This is a genomic window from Pseudoxanthomonas sp. GM95 (assembly GCF_900109775.1).
Lineage (GTDB): Bacteria > Pseudomonadota > Gammaproteobacteria > Xanthomonadales > Xanthomonadaceae > Pseudoxanthomonas_A.
On sequence record NZ_FOAX01000004.1, the window covers coordinates 185,399 to 200,406 of the forward strand.

The following is a 15,008-nucleotide window of genomic DNA, read 5'->3' on the forward strand; positions in this document are numbered from 1 at the left end:
ATGAAAGCCCTGTCCTGTTTGACCCCGTTGCTGCTGGCTGGCGTGCTGCTGATGGCCGGCTGCGCGTCGACCCGCGGCGATGGCGATGCAGCCCGCGCCGTCAGCGAGATGGACCTGGACAACCCCGACGTGGCCGTACGCACCGAGGACAACGGCGATGTGATCCAGGAGTTCCGCGTCGCAGGTGCGCTGCGCATGGTCAAGATCACCCCGACCCGCGGCCCGGCCTATTACCTGTACGACGACAACGGCGACGGCAAGCTGGACCACAGCAGCGCGCCCAACCGCGGCGACATCTCCCCGGTGTACTGGAAGCTCTACGGCTGGTGAGCGCAGTTGCCCACGCGGCCGCATTCAGCTTCAATGTCCGTTAACGCCGGCCACGCGGCGCTGCTGCAGGAAAAGGACGTGCCCGACCAACGCCGAGAACGCCGGATCTCCGATGGCCCGCTGGCCACCGCGCTGCGTGCCGGGCTCAACGAGGCCCAGCTCAAGACCCTGCGCACGATGGAGCAGTTCCAGTGGAAACTGGGCTTCATCCGCCGGCCGATGTTCGGCGAGCCGGTGCCGGTGATCTTCGACCGCGACGGCAAGCGTTTCGTCACCCTCGAGCGCGACGGTCGCATCAACGAACGCCCGGGTTTCAGCGTCCGCCGCTGAGGCCTTACAGCTGGCGCCAACCGAGCCCGTCGCCGCGCCGCCAGTACACCGCTACCGCACGTCCATACAGCGCCCGCGCCGGCACCAGCCCGAAATAACGGCCATCGGCACTGTTGCCGCGATGATCGCCCAGCATCAGCACCTGCCCAGCCGGCACGACCAGCGCGTCGATATCCGGGCCGCCGCCTTCATCCAGATCCAGCCGCACCTGGCGCGCGTCGAAGCGCTCCAGCGCGGCATCGTCGTCGGCCAGCGCGCGCCCGTTGATCCACAGATGGCCGTCGTGCAGCTGCACGCGGTCGCCGCCGACCGCGGCGACGCGCTTGATCAGGCGCGTGCCATCCAACGGCGAATCGAACACCGCCACATCGCCGCGCTGCGGCGTGCCGGTCGGCCATAGGACCGTATCGGTGACCGGCAGACGCAGGCCGTAGGCGCGCATGTCGACCACGACCCGGTCGCCGATCTCCAACGTGTGCTGCATCGAGCCGGACGGCACCACGTAATGGTTGGCGAACGAGCTGCGCGCCACGAACAGCAGGCACACCATCAGCGCCAGGCGCGGCAGTTCGCTACGCCAGCCGGCTGACCGGGCGGATTTCGAGGCGGACGTGGACGAGACGGACATGGCGCGTTCCCGAGGTGGTGAGTGGCCAGCATCACGCCAACGGACAGGCGCGCCCCAGTGCTGGCGGTCACTGTGACCGACGGCAGGGAGCGAGCGGCTGGCCTGATCGCGTTGCAGGCGGCCGGAAAGCGAAGGACGTAAACGCGTCAACGTCGCCAGCCTGAACAGGAAACCTGTCTGACCTGTCAGCAAACAGGCCCGCGTTGTAAAACAAGTGTGACGCCGATGCCCGTTCTGGGCCCGACGCCATCTCCCGCCGTGCCCGCAAAGGATCTGTTCGCCATGTTCGTCGATGCCAAAGCCCTGCCCCCCGATTCCGTGATCCGCGCCGACATCTGCATCGTCGGCGCCGGACCGGCCGGCATCGCCCTGGCGACCGAACTGCGCCACTGCGGGCTGCGCGTGATCCTGCTGGAAAGCGGCGGCTTGAACGAAGACCTCGCCGACCGTGGCCAGCCGGCCAGCACCTCGGTGTTCGAAGGCCATCGCGGGCTGTGGACCACGCGGCGCTTCGGCGGCAACGCCAATCGCTGGCTGGTCGACGCCGGCCTGGGCGCCAATCACCTGCGCCTGGTGCCGCTGAGCGCGGCCGATTTCGAGGCGCGCGTGTGGATGCCCAACAGCGGCTGGCCGCTGACCCTGGACGAGCTCAACCCGTTCTATGCGCGCGCCCAGACCTGGTTCGAGCTGCCGCAGTGGGATTACGGCCCCGCTTACTGGGAAGGCCAGGACGCGCCACGCCTGCCACTGCAGGGCAGCGGGCTGCGCACCAGCATGTTCCAGTTCGCCGACAAGGACGTGGTGCTGACCAAGAACCGTGAACTGATCGGCGCGTCCGGCGACGTGAACTGTTACTACAACGCCACCGCCACGCGCCTGCAGATGGACGAGGCCGGCGTGCGCGTCACCGCTGTGCACGTGGCGCCGCAGCCGGGGCACGCGGCGGTGTTCGAAGCCGACACCATCGTGCTGGCGCAGGGCGGACTGGCCACGCCGCAGCTGCTGCTGGCGTCCAACGATTGCCATGCCAACGGCATCGGCAATACGCACGACCTGGTCGGGCGATACTTCATGGACCACCCGCTGATCTTCGGCGGCACGCTGACGCCGGCCTCGCGCAAGCAGATCGACTGCATGGCCCTGTACGACCTGCGTCGCCTGGACGGCACGTCGGGCATGGGCCACCTGCAGCTCACCGATGCCACGCTGCGCGGCGAACCCTGCGTCAACCTGAGCACGATCCTGTTCCCCCGTCGCAGCATGTCGCGGCGGCGCGAGATCGGCTTCCGCGCCTCGCAGCGCGTGCGCGATGCCCTGCAGAAGCGCGGCCGCCTGCGCAAGCGCGACCTGCTGGCCACGCTCTACGGCCTCGATGGCGTGGCCCAGCAGTACAACGACCGCAAGCGCAATCCGATCTCGCACCTGGGCGTGGGTGGCTGGTCGAAGACCGGCAATCCCAGCCATCGCCTGGATCATTTCGAAGTGCTGCACCAGGCCGAACAACCGCCGCGCTACGACAACCGCGTGCGCCTGGGCGAAGAGCGCGACGACCTGGGCAATCGCCGCATCGAGATCCAGTGGCGCTGGCACGACCAGGACATCGCCCTGGTCCACAAGACCCAGGACATCTTCGCGCGCGAACTGGCGCGCAGTGGCGTGGGCACCTTCGAGATCCGCCGGCCGTTCGAGGTCAAGACCACCTCGACCACGCACTTCCTGGGCACCACGCGCATGCATGACGATCCGCGCAGCGGCGTGGTCGATCGCGACGGCCGCGTGCATGGCGTGGACAACCTGTTCGTCACCGGCTCGGCGGTGTTCCCCAGTGGCGGCTATGCCAATCCCACCCTGACCATCGTGGCGCTGTCGCTGCGCTTGGCCGACCGCATCCGCCGGCAGTCCCAGCGCGACGCACGCGACGTCATCAGCCGCGCGCATCCGGTCCGCTGAAACGCGCGCCGCAGGGCGCGCTGACGTTGCACGCGGCGATTGGCTAAAGTCACCGGCCCTCCATCGCGACAGGATTCTTTCGCATGCAGATCGCCGTCATGGGCGCCGGTGCCGTGGGCTGCTACTACGGCGCCCTGCTCGCACGCGCTGGTCACGCCGTCACCTTGATCGGCCGGCAACCGCTGGTCGACGCGGTCCAGGCCCACGGGCTGTGGCTGGAGTCGGCCGCGTTCGATGGCCAGGTCGCGCTGGCGGCTAGCGTCGATCCGGCGGCGGTGCGCGACGCCGACGTGGTGCTGTTCTGCGTCAAGTCCGGCGCGACCGAGGATGCAGGCGCGCAAATCGCGCCGCACCTGTCGTCCCACGCCCAAGTGCTGAGCCTGCAGAACGGCGTGGACAACGCCGCCCGCCTGGCGCAGGTGCTGGGCCGCGACGTGATCCCGACCGTGGTCTATGTCGCCACGGAAATGGCCGGCCCTGGCCACGTGCGCCACCACGGTCGCGGCGATCTGGTGATCGGGCCATCGCCGGGCAGCGCGACGCTGGCCGATGCGCTTGCGGCGGCCGGCATTCCCACGCAGGTCTCGGACACGGTGTTCGCTGCGCTGTGGTCCAAGCTGGTCATCAACTGCGTCTACAACGCGCTGTCGGCCATCGCCCAGCAGCCTTATGGCGTGTTGGTGCAGCAGACAGGCGTGGAACGGGCGATGCGCGATGCGTTCGACGAATGCGCCGCTGTCGCCGCGGCCGAAGGCATCGCCCTGCCCGGTGATCTCTGGACCCAGGCGCGCGCCATCGCCGACACCATGGCCGGGCAGCGTTCCTCCACCGCGCAGGACCTGGCCCGCGGCAAGCCCAGCGAGATCGATCACCTCAACGGCGCCATCGTCTGCCTCGGCGCCGCGCGCGGCATCGCCACGCCGGTCAACCACACGCTGTGGTGCCTGGTGAAGCTGCTGGAATCGACCGCGCGCTAACGCGCGCTCAAACGCGGGTTCCGGCAGTCAGGCGTTTGAGGCGCGGCGGCAGGAAGTCGAAACCGCGCATGCGTCGATCGGCCAGACGCGCAGGCATCGCCACGCCCTGGTGCCGCCGCGGCACGCACAGCAGCAGGCACGGGCTCTCGGACAACACTGCGTCGAAGGTGTGACGGCCGAAGCGCCGACGCAGCACTGCATCGTGCTGCACCACCAGCACATCGGCCCGCGCGCGCTTGAGCAGCCCGGCGATCTGCCGACGCGGATTGCCCGTGCCCAGGTGGAGGCGGATACGCAGCTGCGGGTCCTGCACGCTGGCGGCCAGATCGGCCAGCCAACGCGAGACCGCCGGCTCGGCCAGCGGACGATCATCGAACAGGCTGTCGACCAGCAGGCCTTCGCTGGCTTCGGGCATCACATGCAGCAGGTGCAGGTCGGCGCCGCGACGCCGCGCCAAGTTGGCCGCATCGCGCACCAGGTCCTGCGCCGAAGCCCGGTCGCTGATCCAGCACGCCACCTGCCCGCCGATCTGGCCGTCGCGCGGCAACGCATCGGCGTACGGCAGGGTCAGCATCGGCGTGGACACGCGCTGCAGCACCTGCGCGCGCAGCGAGACATGCAGCGGCCGCGGCAGGCCGGTCCGTTCGGACGGCGGCATGATCAGCAGCGCCTCGGGATGGCTGCGGCAATACGCGGCAATGCCGGCCGCCGCCGGGCCGCCGTACAGCGCCCGCTCGCAGCCCGGATAGTGGGAGGCTTCGGCGAAGAACGAATCCAACGCCTGCTGCGCGTGGCCGCGCTGGCCCTTGGCATGCACGTGCAGCAGCGTGAGCTTGGCGCGCAGGCGATCGACCAGCTGCGCCAGCGTCGGGATCGCCGCGTGGCAGGTTTCGGAAAAATTGGTGGCGAACACCAGGTGCGAGGGGGCGGTGTACATGCGGTGCGCTCCTGTCGTTGGACTCAGTAGATGAAGCCGTCGATGGCCTGTACGTTGCGCAGTGGCACGCGCTGGCCAAGCATCTCGCGCAGCGTGAGTTCGATGCCCCGCGACAGCGCGGTCATCGGCGTGTCGTTGACGGTGTTCTCGAACGGATCCTCGATGCCGCTGGCGGCCGAATCGACCGCGATCAGGGTGAAGCTGATCATCACCGAGGCGATCGGCATCGCCAGGCCCATGCCACCGACCAGGCCCAGCGGCACCAGCCAGCAGTACAGGTTGACCAGCGCGCGCGGCAGCGAAGAGAACTGGCGCGGCAGCGGCGTGTTCTTGATGCGCTCGCACGCGCCCTGGATGTTGGCTAGCGTGGTGAGGCTGGTGTCCAGTGCGGTCCAGCGCATCGAATCGATCATGCCCAGCGCACGCGCATCCTGCAGCAGGCTGCCGATCTGCAGGGTCAGCACGTTGGGCACGTTGGCGTAGCCACGCAGCCCATCGGCGCGCGCTTCGCCGAGCAGGCCGGTGAGCTCGGGAAACGGGTTCTGCTTGCGCAGGTGGCAGCGCAACGCATGCACGAACGCGACCTGATGCACCACGATGTCGTCGCGCAGCGCGAGCTGGCGCGGATCGGCCGGATCGACATCCAGCGCGGTCATCGCCTGGCGCGCGATCGCCCGCGAGGTGTTGACCAGCGAGCCCCACAGCTGGCGCGCTTCCCACCAGCGCCCATAGGCGGCGTTGGCGCGAAACGCCAGGAAGATCGCCAGCGCCGAGCCCAACTGCGCCAGCGGCACGGCCTCTAGCGAGAGCCAGTCCCAGCCGGCAAAGGTGTATAGCACCGCCACCGCGCAATCGAAGGCCAGCAGCACCAGCAGGCGCTTGTAGGTGCGCGGCCAGATGCGGCGCAGGGGAAATCGGTCGGCGATGATCATGGCGGCCTCGTCTGCGGCAATGGCTGCATTACAGCGCCGGCGCTGACGCTTGGTCTGCCATCGAAGCGCCAACCGGCGACGCGCGTTCACCCATCTGTTGCAGTGCAGCAACTATCTTTCGATGGGTGGCGCTCCTGCTGCGATGTCGGATCCTCCTGCGCATGCGGAACACACGATGGACCGATTGAGGCTGCCGCTGCGCTGGCGCGGCCAGCTGGTGAAATTGAACCGCGCGCCCACGTTGTGGAGCGCGTTGGCGATGCTGGTGCTGCTGGCCTGCATCGAGGCGGCGTGGGCGTCGGAGGTGTCGCTGGGCGTGCTGTATGTGCTGCCGGTCACGCTGGCTGCCACGGTGCTCAGGCGGCGGCAGATCGTAGTGGTCGCGATCGCGTGCGCGGCACTGCGCGGGATGTTCGTGCTGGACGAGGCCTGGATCGAACAGGCGCTGCGCTTCGCGATGGCCAGCGTGGCCTACGCCGGCTGCGGCCTGCTGGTGGCCGAGGTCAGCCGCACACGCCGCGTGGTCCTGCGCCATTACGTGCAGCTGCGCGCCGAACAACGCCTGCGCCGGCGCGTGGAGCGCCAGCTGCGGCTGCTGGCCGACAGCAGCCCGGCCGCGATCCTGACCGTGGCCGGCGACGGCCGCATCGTGGCCGGCAACCGCGCCGCGCACGAAATCCTGGAACTGCCCGACGGCCAGGCGCTGGAAGGACGCCAAGTCCGCGATTTCCTGCCGGTGCTGGACGATGCGCTGCACCTGAGCGCCAGCGTCGAGGGCCTGCGTACCTCGGCCTCGACCTGGGGCCGGCGCGCCGATGGCAGCGCGTTCCCGGCAACCACCTGGTTCTCCGCCTACCAGGACAGCGAGACCCGCCACCTGGCCGCGATCCTGGTCGATACCACCGAGGACGTGCGGGCGCGCGCGTCGGCGCATTTCGAAGATTTGCTGCAGAACAACCGCCTGCTGGCCGGCGCGGTCTCGCACGAGATCCGCAACCTCTGTTCGGCCGCGGGCATGGTCAGCGCCAACCTGGCGCGCCATCCGGCGCTGCGCGAGGACCCGGACCTGGCTGCGCTGCGCGACCTGGTGCAGGCGTTGATGGAACTGGCGTCCTTCAACCTGCATAAGGCGTCCGCGCGCGATGGCGGCGAAACCAGCGTCTACGCGCTATGCAACGAACTGGCGCTGATCGTCCAGCCGGACTGGGACGACATCGATGGTCAGGTGCAGGTGGAGATTGAACGTGATTTCCCGCGCGTGCGCGGCGATCGCCACGCGCTGCTGCAGGTGCTGTTGAACCTTGCGCGCAATGCCCTGCGCGCGGTGGCGACGCAGCCGGCGTCGCAACGCCAGCTCTGGCTGACCGCACGCGTCGAAAGCGAACACGCGGTGCTGAGCGTGCGCGACAGCGGGCCCGGCCTGGCCCGGCCCGAGCGACTGTTCCAACCCTTTCACCGCGACAGCGACGGCACCGGTCTGGGCCTGTATGTCTCGCGGGCGCTGATGCACAACCAGCACGGCCAGCTGCGCCACGTGCCGGACGGGCCGGGCTGCTGCTTCGAACTCCACCTGCCGCTGGCGCGCGCGCCGGTCACGGAGACCCTCGATGGATGACGCCCCGCGCCGGCCGGTGCGCCTGTACCTGCTGGACGACCACACCCTGTTCCGCGAAGGCCTGCGCCGCCTGCTCGATGCCGATCCTCGCTTCGACGTCGTTGGCCAGTCCGGCGTGCTGGCCGAGGCGCTGGCCCAGATCGCCACGCTGGCGCCGGACGTGGTGATCCTTGATTACGACCTGGGCGACGCCACTGCACTGGACTACATGCGCCAGCGCGCGACCCAGCCGGCAGGCGTGGCCACGCTGGTGGTCACTGCCGGGGTCTCCGAGCGTGACGCGCTGGAGCTGATCCGGCTGGGCGTGTCCGGCCTGTGCCGCAAGGATGTCTCCACCGATGCGCTCATCGACAGCATCGATGCGGTGGCGATGGGTCGGGTGCTGATCGAGCAGCGCTACCTGCAATCGCTGGTGGCCAGCAGTGCCCGGCAGGACCGGGCCAGCTTCACCGACAAGGAGCGCGAGGTGCTCAAGGGCCTGCTGCGCGGCCAGCCCAACAAGCAGATCGCGCGCGAGCTGGGCAGCTCGGAAAGCGCGATCAAGGCGACCTTCCAGCAGCTGTTCAACAAGCTGGACGTGCGCTCGCGCAGCCAGCTGGTGATGGTGATCCTGCAGGACTACCGCGACCTGGTCTGAGCGGCCTCAGAGCGCGGCGGGTTCAAGTTTGGCCCGCAGCGGCCGTTGACGTGGGCGGGACCGTGAACACGGATGCACACCGCGTCGCCGCTTCGCTCTATCGTGCCCCTCCATGCCGCTTGTGACACCGACATCGTCCACGCCTGCCGCTGCCCGGACCGGCGCCGCCCGCTGGCGGACGCCGTGCGTGGCGTGGCTGCTGCTGGTGTGCGGCTGGATCGCACCGGGCCAGGCGCAGCCGCTGGACAGCCTGCGCTGGTCCGCGCTGACCGAGCCGGTCTTCCACCCGCTGGACAGCACCGGCGGCAGTGACATCCCCGCCAACAGCGGCGCGATGGCGATGGCCCAGGACGGGCTGGGCTTCCTGTGGATGACCTCCTACAACGGCCTCTCGCGCTGGGATGGCTACCAGCTGCGGACCTACAGGCTGGCGCCGGGCCAGATCAATTCACTGCCGCAGAGCTATGTGCAGGCGCTGGCGGTGGACCACGAGGGCCAGCTGTGGATCGGCGCGACCGCCGGCGCGCTGGCACGCTATGACCGCCAGCGCGACCAGTTCGTCCCGGTGCCACTGGTGCTGGACGGCAAGGCGCCCAGCCAGGCGTCGATCAACCGGATCGTCGGCGATGGCGGCACCGGCCTGTGGCTTGCCACCGACGAAGGCCTGGTCCATGTCGATCCCGATACCGGCAAGGCGCGGCTGGAATTTCCGACGACTTCGCCGGCGGTGGCGGTGTTCGTCGGCCGCGATGGCGGGCTGTGGCTGTCCACGCGCGGCGGGCTGCTGCGCCGACCTGCGGACGCCGCCCGCTTCGAACCGGTGAGCCTGCCGATGCGCCAGGAACGCCGGGCCACGGTGATCTCCCTGATGCAGGACCGCAGCGGCCGGCTGTGGGTGGGCACCGATGGCGCTGGCGCGTTCGTGTCCTCGCGCCAGCAGGACCGCTTCGCCCGGGTCAACGGGCCGGACGGGCGCGCGCCGGACGTGGTGCCGACCCTGATCGAGGTGCGCCCCGGCGTGGTCTGGCTGGGCACCGATACCCACGGCATCCTGCAGGCCAGCGCCGAGGCCCCGCACCTGCGCTACATCGAACACAACCCGATGCTGGCCACCAGCCTGGGCGAAGGCTCGGTGTTCTCGCTGCTGCGCGACCACAGCGGGATGCTGTGGGTGGGCACCGATCGCGCGGTCGCCCGCATGGACACCAATGGCGCGGCCTTCCAGACGCTGTTCGGCGTGGCCGGCAGCGACCACGGCCTGGGCGCGTCCGATGCCTCGGCCCTGGCCCAGGACGACCGCAGCCGCATCTGGATCGGCACCAGCGATGCCGGCGTGCTGATCGTCGACCCCGATTCCGGCGCCAGCCAGCGCATCGTGCCCGACCCGGACGCGCCCGAGCGCGCCCTCCCCGGCAAGTTCGTCACCGCCTTCGCCCGCGCACCGGACGGCGGCATGTTCATCGGCACCACCCAGGGGCTATACCGCGCAGATGCGCAGGGCCGCGGCGTGCAGCGCGTGACCGTGCCGGGCCGCAGTGTGATCGCGCGGATCAACCGGTTGTTCCGCGATGCCGATGGCGTGGTGTGGGTCGGCGGCAACGATGGCCTGCAGGCGCTGCCCAACCCCGATCGCCTGCATCCGCATCCCGATCCGCATAACCCCGACCTGGCCGACCAGCGCATCGCGATGCTGGCCCAGCGCGATGCCGATTCGCTATGGGTGGGCACCAACAACGGCCTGGCCTGGCTGGACCTGCGCAGTGGCCACATGACGTCGGTGGCCCAGTCCAACAGCGCGATGGGCATGGTCACCTCGCTGCTGAAGGACGGCCCGGACCGCCTGTGGCTGGGCACGCTGGGCCACGGCCTGCACGTGCTGGACCGCCAGGGTGAGCAATGGGTCACGCGCGCCATCATCGATGGCCAGCGCGGCCTGCCCAACAACAACATCAACATGATCCTGCGCGCCGACGATGGCGCGTTGTGGGTCAGCACCGACGACGGTCTGGCGCGCGTCGATCCGACGCAGATGCAGGCGCAGGCCTTCGGCACTACCGATGGCGTGCCGATCAGCACCTACTGGACCCATTCCGGGCTCACGCCCAACCGCGACGAACTGCTGTTCGGCGGCCTGGGCGGCATCACCATCATCAGGCCGTCGCTGGTCAAACCCTGGAGCTACCAGCCGCAGGTGGTGATCACCGACCTGCGCGTGGGCAGCGAGCCGCAGTGGGTTTCGCCCGATGCCGGCACCGTGCCGGTCAGCGTACCGGCCGAGGACAACAGCCTGTCGGTGAGCTTCGCCGCGCTGGACCTGTCGGTGCCGCAGCAGAACCGCTACGCCTACCAGCTGGAGGGCTTCGACAAGAAGTGGACCCAGGTCACCGCCAGCAGCCGCCACGCCAGCTACACCAACCTGCCGCCCGGCCATTACGTGCTGCGCGTGCGCGGCTCCAACCACACCGGCCGCTTCAGCCCGCACCAGATCGCGCTGCAGGTGGACGTGCAGCCGCGCTGGTACCAGACCACGCTGGCCCGCGCCGCGCAGTGGCTGCTGGCCGGCCTGCTGGTGCTGGCGATCCTGCAGTGGCGCACGGTGCGCCTGCGCCAGCAGACCGCGCGCCTGGAGCGCCTGGTCGAACAGCGCACCGTGGAACTGCGCGCCAGCCGCCAGCACATGCAGCACCTGGCCTACGTGGATTCGTTGACCGGCCTGCCCAACCGACGCGAATTCAACGAGCGCATGGCCACGCTGACCGCGCGCGGCGCCCCGGCGGCTTTCGCATTGCTGCTGATCGACCTGGACCACTTCAAGTCGGTCAACGACACCCTGGGCCACGACGCCGGCGACGCCCTGCTCAAGACCGTGGCCGACCGCATCGCCGGCATCCTGCGCGATGGCGATGCGCTGGTGCGACTGGGCGGCGATGAGTTCGCGCTGGTGCTGGACCCGGCGCCGGCCTCGACCGCGGCGATCGATGCGCTATGCGCGCGCATCGTCGCCGCCGTGGCCCGGCCGATGACCCACCAGGGCCAGGAGATGCTGACTTCGGCCAGCATCGGCGTGGCGTGCTTCCCGGCTGATGGCCTGACCAGCGACACGCTCTACAAGGCCGCCGACACCGCGCTCTACGCGGCCAAGGATGGCGGCCGCGGCACCTGGCGGTTTGCTTCCAACTAGCTGCGGCGATACACCGCCGCGTTGATGCACGACAGCACGCTGATGATGAACCAGCCGAACGGCAGCAGCGACAGCGTCAGCAGCCAGGTGATGACGAAGGCGATGCAGGCCACCACGAACCACAGCACTGCCGAAATCAGCCGTCCCTGGAACAGCTGCCCCAGGCCGGGGATGAAGAAACTGCAGATGGCGGCGATCACGTTGCCGCTGGAACCCTGTCCTTCGCTCATAACGGTATTCCCTGGGTGATGGATGGCCGCGATGCTGGATCAGGCCCGGCGTTGCGCACAGTGCAGGAGGTCATGACGCGCGCTCAAGCCTTCTTCGGGATCTCCAGCCCGCGCTGCACGGCCGGGCGCTGCAGGCCGCGCTCCAGCCAGGCACTTACGTGCTTGAAGTCGTCGAAGCCGACCAGCTCGCGCGCCTGGTAGAAGGTGATCAGGTTGCGCACCCAGCCCAGGTGGGCGATGTCGGCGATGGTGTAGTCGGTGCCGACGATCCAGTCGCGGCCCTGCAGCTGGGTGTCCAGCACGCCGAGCAGGCGCCGCGATTCGTCCACGTAGCGCTTGAGCGGGCGCTTGTCCTCGTAGTCCTTGCCGGCAAATTTATTGAAGAACCCCACCTGCCCGAACATCGGCCCGATGCCCGCGGCCTGGAAGAACACCCACTGCAGCGTCTGCCAGCGCAGCTGCGGATCGTCGGGGATGAAGCGGCTGGTCTTGTCGGCCAGGTAGACCAGGATCGCGCCGGATTCGAACAGGCCGATCGGCCGCCCGCCCGGCCCGATCGGGTCGATGATCGCCGGGATCTTGCCGTTGGGATTGAGCGAGAGGAATTCGGGCAGGTGGCTTTCGTTGTTGCCGATGTCCACCAGGTGCGCCTCGTAGGGCAGCCCGGTTTCCTCCAGCATGATCGAGGCCTTCACCCCGTTGGGCGTGTTGAGCGAATACAGCTGGATGCGATCGGGATCGCGCGCGGGCCAGCGGCTGGTGATGGGGAACTCGGACAACGCGCTCATGGTTCGGCTCCAGCAGGACAGGCGACGCACGCTACACGCCCACCGCGTAACGCGTCGTCTTCGCTCAGGCGCTGCGCGGCGCCCACGCCGCGATGAAGCGCGCGCCGAACACGTTGACCAGCAGCCCCAGCATCACCACCGCACCGCCGACCCACTGCAGCATGCCCAGGCGTTCGCCCAGTAGCCACGCCGACGAACTCAACCCCACCACCGGCACCAGCAGTGAGAACGGCGCGACCTTGCCGGCCGGGTAACGCGACAGCAGTCGGCTCCACAGGCCATAGCCCAGCAGCGTCGCGCCAAAGGCCAGATACACCAGCGCCCACACCGAGTGGGCATTGATGTGGCGTAGCGCGCTTGCGATCTGCGCCGGGCCTTCCCACCACAGCGACAGCGCCAGGAACGGCAGCGGCGGCACCAGCGCGCCCCACACCACCAGGCTCAGCTGGTCCACCTGGCCGAAGCGCCGCGTGATGATGTTGCCCGCGCCCCACATTGCGCCGCCGCACAGGGTCAGCAGCACCGCCAGCAGCGGCGTGGCGTGGCCGTTCTCCAGGCCGATCAACAGCAGGCCCAAGGCGGCGATCAACAGCCCGACCACGCTGGCAGGGCGCATCCGTTCGCGCAGGAAAGCCGCGGCGAACACCAGGGTGAAGATCGCCTGCGACTGCAGCACCAGCGACGCCAGTCCCGGCGGCATGCCGTGGGCCATGGCCTGGAACAGAAACACGAACTGGCCCAGCGAGATCGTCGCGCCATAGGCCAGCAGCCAGCGCCAGGGCACGGCAGGCCGACGCACGAACAGCACCGCCGGGAACGCTGCCAGCACGAACCGCAGCGCGCCCAGCAGCATCGGCGGCAAGCCATCCAGGCCGACCCGGATCACCACGAAGTTCAGGCCCCACACCACGATCACCACTAGCGCCAGCAGCAGGTCGCGCGGCGCCATGCCAGCCTCGGGCGAAGCGGTCATTCGACCGCGGCGATGCGCATGCCGTAGGGCGCCAGCATCGCGTTGATGCGTGGCAGCAGGCTGTCGTTGTCGTCGGCGGCGCTGTCTTCGATCGGATCGACGCGTCGCATGAAGGCATCCCAGAAATCGCCGGGCGAAGGATGCGCGGCGACCAGCTCGGGCAGGTCGTGTTCCAGCGCGCCCAACATGGCGTCGAGCTGTTGCGGTGTCGCGTATTGGCTGGCCATCGGTTTCAAGACAGTCATCAAGGGGGTTCGCGGCGCCGCACACCGGAACCTCATGGTAAACGCTGGGCCACGCTCACGCCGAGCCGATGCAACGGAAAGGCCGGTTCCAGCGTTGCGACGGCCCTGTCGACTTCAGTGCTGCATGCAGCGTTGCCAGCGCGTGTTGACCCGATCGGCGAACCACGCGGTGGTCAGTTGCCGGGTGATCTTGGGACTTTCGAGCACGATGCCTGGCAACACCGCACGTGGCAGCGGTTTGCCGGCGGCCGCATCGGCCAGCGCGAAGACCTGCGTGTATAGCGCGGTCTCCTCGAACTCCAGCCGGTCGCCGCGCTGCAGGGCACGACGGATCTGCGCATCGTCCAGGCCCAGGCGCGTGCCCAGCGCGCGCACCGCGCGTTCGGTGCTGCCGGGATTGTCGAGGCTGGCGCCGGGCAGCAGCAGGTCGCCATCCAGCGCCAGCTTGATGCCCGAGGCCTTGCTGACCGCGTTCTGGAAAGCCGCATTGCGGCTGGCGTACCAGCCGGCGTTGAAATCGGCGAAGCGATACAGCATCGCGTCGTAATGCGCCGGATAGCCCAGTAAATGCGTCGTGCCGAAATACAGCCCGCCGCGACGGGTGAACACTTCATGCCGCACGCCTGCATCCAGCGCATACGGATAGCCGCGTGCGTGCGCCTGGGCGAAGTCGATGCTGACCTGCATCGGCCCGCCGGTGTGCACCGGGTTGAGCCCGCCGAACAGCTTGCCGCCCAGTGGCACCATGCCGATGAAGTCCTCGTACAGCTCGCTCATGTCGCGCTCGGTGCGCACGCCTTCCAGCCGCTGCGCGTAGCTGCGGCCATCGGGCGAATCGATCCGCAGCGCGGCGTCGACCAGCAGGTTGGGCAAGTGCAGCGCATCGGCGCGACGGTCGATCTCGGCACGCGCGATCCTGGGCAGGCCGGGCACGGGCGGATCGGCGTTGTAGGTGCTTTCCTGCTCGGCCACGGCCAGCACCGCGCACAGGTTGGCGGTGCTGGGCTCGATATCCTGCGCGGTCAGTGCCACGTAAACATCGGCGGCCCAGCCCTGGCGATCGTCCAGCTTGGCCGGCAGCTTGCGCACGATCTCGGCACGCACCTCGGTTGGCGTGCGCTGGGCCTGCACGGCGGGTTGGGTGGCGCAGCCGGCCAGGAGCAGCAACAGCGTCAGGCAACACAGGCGTTGGATCATGGGAGCGAAGCTGGCGGTGGAAGCCGCATCGTGCCACGCGCCCGCCCTGCTAGGCCGC

Annotated in this window: 15 protein-coding genes; 7 read left to right on the plus strand and 8 right to left on the minus strand. The window is 69.1% G+C overall.

Annotated features, from left to right (window positions below):
• Positions 1-18 precede the first annotated feature (18 nt).
• Positions 19-330: a DUF2782 domain-containing protein gene (locus tag BMZ17_RS18730; protein WP_093143974.1), complete on the plus strand. Its 312-nt coding sequence runs from the start codon at positions 19-21 to the stop codon at positions 328-330.
• A 33-nt stretch (positions 331-363) separates the two neighbouring features.
• Positions 364-660: a hypothetical protein gene (locus BMZ17_RS18735; RefSeq protein WP_093143052.1), complete on the plus strand. Its 297-nt coding sequence runs from the start codon at positions 364-366 to the stop codon at positions 658-660.
• 4 nt (positions 661-664) lie between these two features.
• On the opposite strand, the gene lepB is transcribed toward BMZ17_RS18735, so the two are convergent.
• Positions 665-1,288: a signal peptidase I gene (gene lepB / locus BMZ17_RS18740; protein ID WP_093143056.1), complete on the minus strand. Its 624-nt coding sequence runs from the start codon at positions 1,286-1,288 to the stop codon at positions 665-667.
• 282 nt (positions 1,289-1,570) lie between these two features.
• Here lepB and BMZ17_RS18745 point away from each other — a divergent pair, with 282 nt between their 5' ends.
• Together BMZ17_RS18745 and BMZ17_RS18750 are read left to right on the plus strand one after the other, a co-directional pair.
• Entirely contained in the window at positions 1,571-3,238 is a 1,668-nt protein-coding gene (locus BMZ17_RS18745) for a GMC oxidoreductase (protein WP_175485678.1), read from the plus strand.
• A gap of 83 nt (positions 3,239-3,321) precedes the next feature.
• The gene (locus tag BMZ17_RS18750; protein WP_093143064.1) at positions 3,322-4,215 is read left to right on the plus strand and encodes a ketopantoate reductase family protein; all 894 of its coding nucleotides are present in this window, start codon (positions 3,322-3,324) and stop codon (positions 4,213-4,215) included.
• Between the two features lie 7 nt (positions 4,216-4,222).
• Here the strand turns inward: BMZ17_RS18750 and BMZ17_RS18755 are convergent, their stop codons facing one another.
• Both BMZ17_RS18755 and BMZ17_RS18760 read right to left on the minus strand, forming a co-directional pair.
• Positions 4,223-5,152 (minus strand): universal stress protein, encoded by a 930-nt coding sequence (locus BMZ17_RS18755; RefSeq protein WP_093143069.1) that lies wholly within the window; start codon positions 5,150-5,152, stop codon positions 4,223-4,225.
• Positions 5,153-5,175: 23 nt separating this feature from the next.
• Positions 5,176-6,084, minus strand: coding sequence for a bestrophin family protein (locus BMZ17_RS18760; RefSeq protein ID WP_093143073.1), 909 nt, complete (start codon positions 6,082-6,084; stop codon positions 5,176-5,178).
• A gap of 175 nt (positions 6,085-6,259) precedes the next feature.
• Here BMZ17_RS18760 and BMZ17_RS18765 point away from each other — a divergent pair, with 175 nt between their 5' ends.
• From BMZ17_RS18765 to BMZ17_RS18775, 3 genes are all read left to right on the plus strand, one after another.
• Positions 6,260-7,699 (plus strand): ATP-binding protein, encoded by a 1,440-nt coding sequence (locus BMZ17_RS18765; protein ID WP_093143977.1) that lies wholly within the window; start codon positions 6,260-6,262, stop codon positions 7,697-7,699.
• Positions 7,692-8,336, plus strand: a complete 645-nt coding sequence (locus tag BMZ17_RS18770) for a LuxR C-terminal-related transcriptional regulator (protein ID WP_093143078.1) — start codon at positions 7,692-7,694, stop codon at positions 8,334-8,336. The genes BMZ17_RS18765 and BMZ17_RS18770 overlap by 8 nt, the downstream gene beginning before the upstream one ends.
• A 187-nt stretch (positions 8,337-8,523) precedes the next feature.
• Positions 8,524-11,517, plus strand: a complete 2,994-nt coding sequence (locus tag BMZ17_RS18775) for a ligand-binding sensor domain-containing diguanylate cyclase (protein WP_175485679.1) — start codon at positions 8,524-8,526, stop codon at positions 11,515-11,517.
• Here BMZ17_RS18775 and BMZ17_RS18780 read toward each other — a convergent pair.
• The 5 genes from BMZ17_RS18780 to BMZ17_RS18800 form a co-directional block, all read right to left on the minus strand.
• Positions 11,514-11,747 (minus strand): hypothetical protein, encoded by a 234-nt coding sequence (locus BMZ17_RS18780; RefSeq protein ID WP_093143088.1) that lies wholly within the window; start codon positions 11,745-11,747, stop codon positions 11,514-11,516. The two genes, BMZ17_RS18775 and BMZ17_RS18780, sit on opposite strands and share 4 nt — an antisense overlap.
• A gap of 83 nt (positions 11,748-11,830) precedes the next feature.
• Positions 11,831-12,535 carry a glutathione S-transferase family protein gene (locus tag BMZ17_RS18785; RefSeq protein WP_093143093.1) on the minus strand — a complete coding sequence of 235 codons (705 nt, stop codon included), beginning with the start codon at positions 12,533-12,535 and terminating at the stop codon, positions 11,831-11,833.
• A 64-nt stretch (positions 12,536-12,599) separates the two neighbouring features.
• Positions 12,600-13,508: an EamA family transporter gene (locus BMZ17_RS18790; RefSeq protein ID WP_217645857.1), complete on the minus strand. Its 909-nt coding sequence runs from the start codon at positions 13,506-13,508 to the stop codon at positions 12,600-12,602.
• Positions 13,505-13,753, minus strand: coding sequence for a hypothetical protein (locus BMZ17_RS18795; protein WP_139203008.1), 249 nt, complete (start codon positions 13,751-13,753; stop codon positions 13,505-13,507). The genes BMZ17_RS18790 and BMZ17_RS18795 overlap by 4 nt, the downstream gene beginning before the upstream one ends.
• A 114-nt stretch (positions 13,754-13,867) precedes the next feature.
• Positions 13,868-14,950, minus strand: coding sequence for a DUF1615 domain-containing protein (locus BMZ17_RS18800; RefSeq protein WP_093143103.1), 1,083 nt, complete (start codon positions 14,948-14,950; stop codon positions 13,868-13,870).
• Positions 14,951-15,008 lie beyond the last annotated feature (58 nt).